Annotated in this window: 6 protein-coding genes and 1 other annotated feature; all 6 genes read left to right on the plus strand. The window is 32.9% G+C overall.

Features of this window, described 5'->3' with window-relative positions:
• The coding region (locus RSB60_RS09790) for a RelA/SpoT family protein (protein ID WP_332616047.1) at positions 1 to 1,867 on the plus strand (1,867 nt) is incomplete at its 5' end.
• An 11-nt stretch (positions 1,868 to 1,878) separates the two neighbouring features.
• Positions 1,879 to 2,322 (plus strand): hypothetical protein, encoded by a 444-nt coding sequence (locus RSB60_RS09795; RefSeq protein ID WP_332616049.1) that lies wholly within the window; start codon positions 1,879 to 1,881, stop codon positions 2,320 to 2,322.
• 35 nt (positions 2,323 to 2,357) lie between these two features.
• Positions 2,358 to 2,559: a binding site (T-box leader), on the plus strand.
• A 39-nt stretch (positions 2,560 to 2,598) separates the two neighbouring features.
• Entirely contained in the window at positions 2,599 to 3,900 is a 1,302-nt protein-coding gene (hisS, locus tag RSB60_RS09800) for a histidine--tRNA ligase (protein WP_323380694.1), read from the plus strand.
• Between the two features lies 1 nt (position 3,901).
• Positions 3,902 to 5,641: an aspartate--tRNA ligase gene (gene aspS, locus RSB60_RS09805; protein WP_332616051.1), complete on the plus strand. Its 1,740-nt coding sequence runs from the start codon at positions 3,902 to 3,904 to the stop codon at positions 5,639 to 5,641.
• A gap of 95 nt (positions 5,642 to 5,736) precedes the next feature.
• Positions 5,737 to 8,271 (plus strand): FAD-dependent oxidoreductase, encoded by a 2,535-nt coding sequence (locus RSB60_RS09810; RefSeq protein WP_332616053.1) that lies wholly within the window; start codon positions 5,737 to 5,739, stop codon positions 8,269 to 8,271.
• 56 nt (positions 8,272 to 8,327) lie between these two features.
• On the plus strand, positions 8,328 to 8,483 hold the full coding sequence (locus RSB60_RS09815) for a rubredoxin (RefSeq protein ID WP_323380691.1): 156 nt from the start codon (positions 8,328 to 8,330) through the stop codon (positions 8,481 to 8,483).
• Positions 8,484 to 8,556: the final 73 nt, after the last annotated feature.

An 8,556-nucleotide genomic window follows, 5' to 3' on the forward strand; every position in this document is an offset into this window, starting at 1 on the left:
ATTCAAAGATGAAAAAGAATACCTTGCCGCAAACCATCGTAAAATATTTATTGCGATGGCAAATGATATTCGCGTTATTTTAATTAAACTTGTCGATCGTTTGCATAACATGCGGACACTTCAATACATGACGGAAGAAAAACAGAAACGTATTGCTGCTGAAACACTTGAAGTTTATGCACCAATTGCTCATCGACTAGGTATTAGCGAAATAAAAAATGAATTAGAAGATCTAAGTTTCTTTTATTTAGATCGTGAGATGTATTATCAAATTGCACATCTTGTTGAAGCGAAAAAAGCGGAACGTGATGATCAAGTTAAACATATGATTTCTGATATATCAGATTTATTAGGTAAAAATAAAATAGAGTTTAGAATTTTTGGTCGAAGTAAACACTTGTATAGTATCTACAAGAAAATGAAAACAAAAAATAAACGCTTTGAGGAAATTCTTGATTTATTAGCAATCCGTATTGTTACAAAAACGGAATTAAACTGTTATGAAGTTCTAGGATATATTCATGCGACATATCGTCCGATTCCTGGAAGATTAAAAGATTATATTGCAATGCCAAAGATGAACATGTATCAATCCTTACATACAACGATTGTAGGCGATGACGGAAGAATATTTGAAGTACAAATACGCACTGAAGAAATGGATTCAATCGCTGAACAAGGGGTTGCAGCTCACTGGCGTTATAAAGAAGGTTCTAAATACGATTCACGTCGTGAACAAAAAGAAATTGAAGAGAAACTTACATGGTTTAAAGATTTTGCAATGTTGATGGATGGACAAGAAGATGACAATCCAGTTGCATATATGGATACCCTTCAAAAGGATGTTTTTGAAGCTAATGTATATGTTATGACACCTAATGGAAGAGTTATTGACTTACCAAATGGTTCTACGCCTATTGATTTTGCATATCGTGTTCATACAGAAGTAGGACATGCTTGTGTAGGGGCAATTGTTAATGAAACATTAGTTCCTTTAAATACTATTTTAAAGACTGGTGATGTTGTACAAATTAGAACATCTAAACAATTCTCAGGGCCAAGTGAAGATTGGCTGAAAGTTGTAAAAACAAATCAAGCAAAATCAAAAATCAAAAATTACTTGATGAGAAAAGAAATTGAACGTCGTCAAGAAAAGATTGAAGTTGGTGAACAAATCATACGAGATGAATTAAGAAAACGTGGATTTGATGATAAAGAATATATGGAAAAGAAGAAATTCGAAGCAATATTCAATCATTTCCAAGTAAACAACTATGTTGATTTCATGTATGCTATAGCTGTAAAATCAATATCACCACCAAGTGTTGTTGAAAAGCTAACGAATCAAAAACGTAGTGTTCTTGAAACAAATGCCTTATCAAAATTGTTGAATAAAGAATTCTCATCAAAGAAATCAACATCAAAATCTGGTCTTAAAGTTTCTGGAGTGGATTCAATGATGATGTCACTTGCTGGATGTTGTAGCCCTGTATTAGGTGATGAAATCATAGGATATATTACAAAGGGACAAGGAGTTAAAGTTCATCGTGTAGATTGTCCAAATGTTCAAAATACCAAATCAAGATTAATAGCGGTTGAGTGGGATGAAACAATTTCTAAACAACAATATGAATCTAATTTGACAGTATTAGCACATGATCGAAATTTCTTGCTTACAGATATCGTTACAGTTATTTCACAATGTAAAGGAAATATGACAGCTGTGAGTTGTGTTGTTAAAGGTGAAGACTTAACCGCAACATCGAAGAAGAGTAAACTTGTCAGTGATAATGAGCATTTAAAAAATATTATTGCAAATCTAAAGAAAGTAAATAGCGTAATTTCTGTAGAAAGACAGATTTTATAGGAGGAAAAGAAATGAAAAAATTAGTAGTGTTAGTAGCTTTAGCAGCACTTCTTGGAGGCTGTAGTTCAGCGCCTAAAGAAAATGTAACATCATGTAAACAAGCAATGCAAGGAATTGAAATTACATCAAATTTCATATCTGATGAAAGTGGTAAAGTATTACGTTTAGAACAATCAAGTACCCAAGAAATACCAGAAGATCAAATTGAACTCGCTAAAGAATCATTAGAAGCTCAAAAAGCAAGTTCTACTAATATGGATGGAGTTACAATGGAGTACACAATGAATGGCAATGTAATCACTGCTAATGTTACTTATGATCTTACTAAGTTGAGTGATGATATGTTACTACAATTTGGATTTGTAGATGATTTTAAAGATGAAAATGGAAATATCAATATTGATAAAGTTACTGAACTATACACAACAATTGGAATTGAGTGTACTGCGAAATAAGCCTTGTCGTAATAATTTTTCCATGATATAGTATAGGAAATTCGATGAAAAAGAGGTTGTTTAGGGAACTAGGTAGAGAGAGAAACAGATTGGTGAAAGTTTCTATAGGGAAGTAAACAATTGACACTTGTGAGAAATATTTCTGAATGTAGTAGGAAATATCGTATTCCGCGTTAAGGAATTGAGTGCATGGAAACATGAACTAAGGTGGTACCACGTTAAACAAGCGTCCTTAGATTATAGGACGCTTTTTATATTCTAGAGGAGGAAAATAATATGGCTTATCAAACACCGCGAGGAACGTATGACATTTTACCAACAGAGGTTTATCGTTGGCATCAAATGGAAGATTTAATTCGCAATATGTGTACAGTATATGATTACAAGGAAATACGTACACCCATATTTGAAGATACATCTGTATTTAAACGTGAAAATGATAGTTCAGATATGGTAAATAAAGAAATGTACACATTTCAAATGAGCAGTGATTCTTTGACACTTAGACCAGAAGGAACTGCTGGAGTAATTCGTAGCTTTGTTCAAAATAAGATGTTTGGAAGTATGGAAATGCCAGCAAAACTTTACTATATTGGTCCAATGTTTAGACACGAACGTCCTCAAAAGGGAAGACAACGTCAGTTTAATCAATTTGGTATTGAAAATATTGGTGTTAAAAATCCAATGGCAGATGTAGAAACAATTGCCTTAGGCTATTCACTAGTTAAAACAATCGGTCTTCAATCAATCAAAGTATTAATTAATACTTTGGGGGATGATGAAAGTCGTTTGGCTTATAAAGAAGCATTGAGAGAACATTTTAAAGATCATGTAGAAGAATTATGTGGCGATTGTAAACGTCGCTATGATCAAAATCCGCTGCGTTTACTTGATTGTAAAGTGGATCATGATCATCCATCAATGAAGAATGTACCACTTTTGGAAGATTATCTAACAGAAGAATCAAAAGTATATTTTAAAAATGTATGTGAAGGATTAGAAGCTTTAGGTATTCCCTATGAAGTAGATCAACACTTAGTACGTGGATTAGATTATTATACACACACTGTATTTGAAGTTGTTTCAACTCATGAAGAAGCAGGAAGCCAATCAACAATCTTTGCAGGGGGACGCTATGATGGTCTCGTTAATTATTTTGGTGGACCTGAAATGTCAGGTGTAGGCTTCGCAATTGGTCTAGAACGATTATTATTAATGGCCCAAGCTGAAAACTGTGAATTTTTTGAAGAAGAACCGACTTTAGATGTTTATGTGATGAGTTTAGGTAATGTAGGAAGTGTTCCATTACAAGTAGCGACAATGTGTCGTTCAGCAGGCTTTATCACAGACTTTAATATTCAAGAAAGATCAATGAAAAGTCAGTTTAAATCAGTTGATCGTAAACAAGCCAAAGTATGTATTATTGTTGGTGAAGATGAAGTGAAAAATAATCAAGTTAACTTGAAACATATTGAATCACAAACACAAGTCACCATTTCAATTGATGAAATTATTGATACATTAGACCACTATTTGAATGAAGAACATGAATGTCATTGTGGACATGTGGAGGAATAGAATGAAAAGAACACATCATAATGGAGAATTAAGACTTACTAATGTTAACGAGAAAGTTACATTAGTTGGTTGGGTTGCGAAAAGAAGAAATCTAGGATCATTAGTTTTTATTGATTTAAGAGATCGTTCAGGTATTGTACAACTTGTATTTGATGAAACAATGGAAGAAAAAGTAAAAGATGTTCGTAATGAATATGTATTACAAATTGAAGGAATTGTATCCGAAAGAAAAGATAAAAATCCTAAGCTTCCTACAGGAGATATTGAAATCAAAGTTGAAACGGTAAATATTGTGAATACTGCTGAAACTACACCAATTATTGTTGCGGATGAAACAGATGCTCTAGAGGATACACGTTTAAAATATCGTTATCTCGATTTGCGTAGAGGACCAATTAAAAATAATTTAATGCTTCGTCATGAAGTGTGCTTAATTGTCCGTAATTTCTTGGCCAATTTAGGATTTATGGAAGTTGAAACACCAATTCTTTGTAAGAGTACACCAGAAGGAGCACGTGATTATTTAGTTCCAAGTCGTATTAGTAATGGTAAATTTTATGCATTACCACAATCTCCACAATTATATAAACAATTATTAATGGTGGGTGGTATTGAACAATATTTCCAAATTGCACGCTGTTTCCGTGATGAAGATTTAAGAGCGGATCGTCAACCTGAGTTTACACAAATCGATATTGAAATGAGTTTCGTTGATGAAGAAGATGTATGGTGTGTGGTAGAGTCATTGATGAAAGAAATCTTTAAGAAAGTGAAAAATGTTGAACTTTCTGCTTTTGATCGCTTACCGTATGTTGAATCTATGAGCCGCTACGGTAGTGATAAACCAGATACTCGTTTTGGATTAGAATTAAATGATGTAAGTGAAATCTTTGAAAATACAACTTTTGAAATCTTTAAGAATATCTTAGATGCAAAAGGAATCATTAATGCAATTTGTTTAAAAGGTATGGGAGATAAATTTTCACGTAAGGATTTAGACAAACTGCAAGACTATGCAAAGGTTTATGGTGCAAAAGCATTATCATATTTAAAATATAGTAATAATGAACTAAGTGGTTCAATTGCAAAGGTTGTTAGTGATGATGAAAAGACGGCATTAATAAATCATTTTGAATTAGAAGAAAATGATATGTTGTTATTTGTTGCGGACAAAAAGAAAGTGGCACAAACTGCATTGGGTGCAGTACGTCTAAAAATAGGACATGACTTTGATTTAATTGATACTTCTAAGTTTAATTTCTTATGGATTACTAACTTTCCAATGTTTGAATATGTTGAAGAAGACGGTCGTTATGTAGCAGCTCATCATCCATTTACATCGCCAAATCTAGAAGATGTAGATAAACTTATGACAGATCAAGAAAACTGTTATTCACGAGCTTATGACCTTGTCTTAAACGGATATGAATTATTAAGTGGTTCAATCCGTATCCATGATCAAAAAGTTCAAGCAAAAGTGTTTGAAGCTATTGGGTTAAGTGATGAAGAAGCGAAAGATAAATTTGGTTGGTTCCTTGAAGCATTTAAATATGGGACTCCTCCACATGGTGGTGTTGGTATTGGTTTGGAACGTCTAATTATGATCTTGTCAGGCACAGATAATATCAGAGATGTTGTGGCATTCCCTAAAACAGCAAGTGCATCTGATTTAATGAGTGAGGCACCAAATGAAGTTGACGCAAAACAATTAAAAGAGTTAGGTATTGGACTAAATAAGTAAGCAGAATGAAAATTCTGCTTTTCTATTGGAGTATATTTCTTGCATGTGGATGGGGCTAGCATTATGATTAAAATGACATTATGTGGAGGAAAATTATGAGAACTTTAAAACTTAAAGAGGGCATTACATGGACAGGGGTATTAGATCCTAATTTAAGAGTCTTTGACATTATTATGAAAACTGAATATGGAACAACATATAACTCATATTTAGTGGAAGGTAGCGAGAAAATTGCTTTAGTAGAAACTGCAAAATTAAAATTTTATGATGAATATATTGAGACATTAGATTCTCTCATTGATATTTCAAAAATAGATTATATTATTGTAGACCATACTGAACCTGATCATGCCGGTAGTATTGAAAAATTGATCCAGCTTAATCCAAATATCGTTGTGGTAGGGACACCTGTTGCGATTAATTTTTTAAAGGATATCATCAATAAAGATTTCTATAGCCTTGCTGTTAAAGAAAATGAAACATTATCTTTAGGTGATAAAACACTTCGATTCATGATTCTTCCAAATTTACATTGGCCAGATACTATGTATACATATGTAGAAGAAGATAAAGTTTTATTTACTTGTGATTCATTTGGGGCACATTTCAGTGATGAAGGAATATTGAAAAGCAAAGTTACCAATGAAGAAGGATATCAAATTGCATTAAAATACTATTTTGATAATATTATTGGACCATTTAAAAATCCATATATGGTTAGAGCATTGGAACGTATTAAAGATTTAGAAATAGATATGATTTGTACAGGTCATGGTCCAGTACTTGACTGTGATTTGGATAAAATAATGAAACAATATCATGAATGGAGTACTCCTAAAGCACTACATGAAGTAAAAACAGTTCTCATAGCTTATGTGAGTGCCTATGGATATACTGAACAATTAGCATTTAAGATTCGTGATGGTATCAAAACGAGTGGACGTGTTGACGTAAAATGTTTTGATTTAGTTACAAGTGATATCAATGAAGTGATGCAGGAATTAAATAATGCGGATGGTATTCTTTTAGGAACGCCAACAATCATCGGTGAAGCACTTGCACCAATTTGGTCATTAACAACAGCAATGTTTGCTCCAATTCATTCTAATAAATTAGCATCTGCTTTTGGAAGCTATGGTTGGAGTGGAGAAGGTGTTCCCCATATTATTGAACGATTGAAACAAATTCGTTTGAAAGTTTTAGATGGCTTCCGTGTTAAATTTAAACCAAGTGATGCAAACTTAGTAGATGCTTTTGATTTTGGCTATAATTTTGGCTGTGTATTATTAAATAAAAAGAATGAAAAAATTGAAGTTAAAAAGGGCAGCGGAAAAGTTAAATGCCTAATATGTGGAGCAATTTTGGATGAAGGTGAAGAAATATGTCCAGTCTGCGGAGTAGGTAAAGAAAACTTTGTTTCTGTTGATGATTTAACCCTTAATTTTCATAAAGATTCGAAAGAACACTTTGTAATATTAGGTGGAGGCTCTGCGGCTTATAATGCAGCACGAGAGATTCGTTTTAGAAATGATACATGTAAAATAACAATTATTTCTGATGAAGCTTATTTACCATACAATCGTCCAATGTTAACAAAGGCATTGCTTGCGAATTTTAGCGGTAATCAAATGGCAATAGAAAATGAAAATTGGTATAAAAATAACAAGATTAATTTAATGTTGAACACAAAAGTAGTAGCTTTACATCCAGATAAAAAAGAAGTTGTTTTGGAAAATGAAACAATTACTTACGACAAATGCATTTATGCTTTAGGTGCAACATGTTTTGTTCCTCCAATAGAAGGAAATACCTTACCAGAAGTAGTCGCAATACGTAGTGCTAGTGATGTTCATAAGATTACTGGAATGTTAGATAGAGTAAAACATGTTGTAGTTATTGGTGGTGGAGTTCTTGGATTGGAAGCGGCGTGGGAACTCAATAAAGCTAAATGTACAGTAACGGTTTTAGAAATGTTGCCAACATTGATGCCACGTCAACTTGATGAAGGTGCTTCGGATTTATTGCGTGCAAGTCTTAATAAAAATAATATGAATTTACGTACAAGTGTAAAAATAAAAAAAATCGTTGGAGAAAATCATGTTGAGGCGGTTGAACTAGAAGATGGAACACAAATTTTGGCTGATTTGGTGGTTATTTCTGCTGGTGTTCGTGCTAATACAAAGATTGCTCAAGAAGCTGGTATTACAGTAGATAAAGCGATTGTGGTTAACGAAAAAATGGAAACAAGCATTGCTGATATTTATGCTGCAGGTGATTGTGCTGAATTTGAGGGTGTTAATTTTGCATTGTGGTCTGAGGCTACTGAAATGGGAAAAATTGCTGGTGCTAATGCAGCAGGTGATGATTTAACTTATACAATGGTACCAGGTGCACTTTCATTCTTTGGTTTAAATACAAATTTATATGCAATTGGAGATACAGGAAGAAATCCAGATATTTCTTATAAAACATTGGAAGTGAAGGATGCTCAAAAAGGAACTTATGAGAAATTATACTTTGCGAATAATTTACTATGTGGATTTATTTTAGTAGGTGATTTAGCTAAGATGAAATCATTGAATGATGCATATTCACAAAAGAAATCATTTGCAGAAACAATGAAAGCGTAGGCTTTGACAAACATGTTAAAAAATGTAACACTTAAACTATAGGAGGGTTTGACGTTATGGATAAATATCAATGTCCTTGTGGATACATCTATGATCCAGCAGTTGGTGATGAAGAACATGGTGTAAAACCAGGAACTGCTTTTGAAGATGTACCATCTGATTGGGTTTGCCCAGTTTGTGGAGCACCAAAAGATTTGTTTGAAAAAATGTAATTAAAAATGGAAGTCCTGTTTATAATAAAAACAGGATTTTTATTTTAGGATAAATTTTTAATGGATATGATGT

It is taken from the genome of Anaerorhabdus sp., from assembly GCF_036657415.1.
Taxonomy (GTDB): domain Bacteria; phylum Bacillota_I; class Bacilli_A; order Erysipelotrichales; family Erysipelotrichaceae; genus Anaerorhabdus.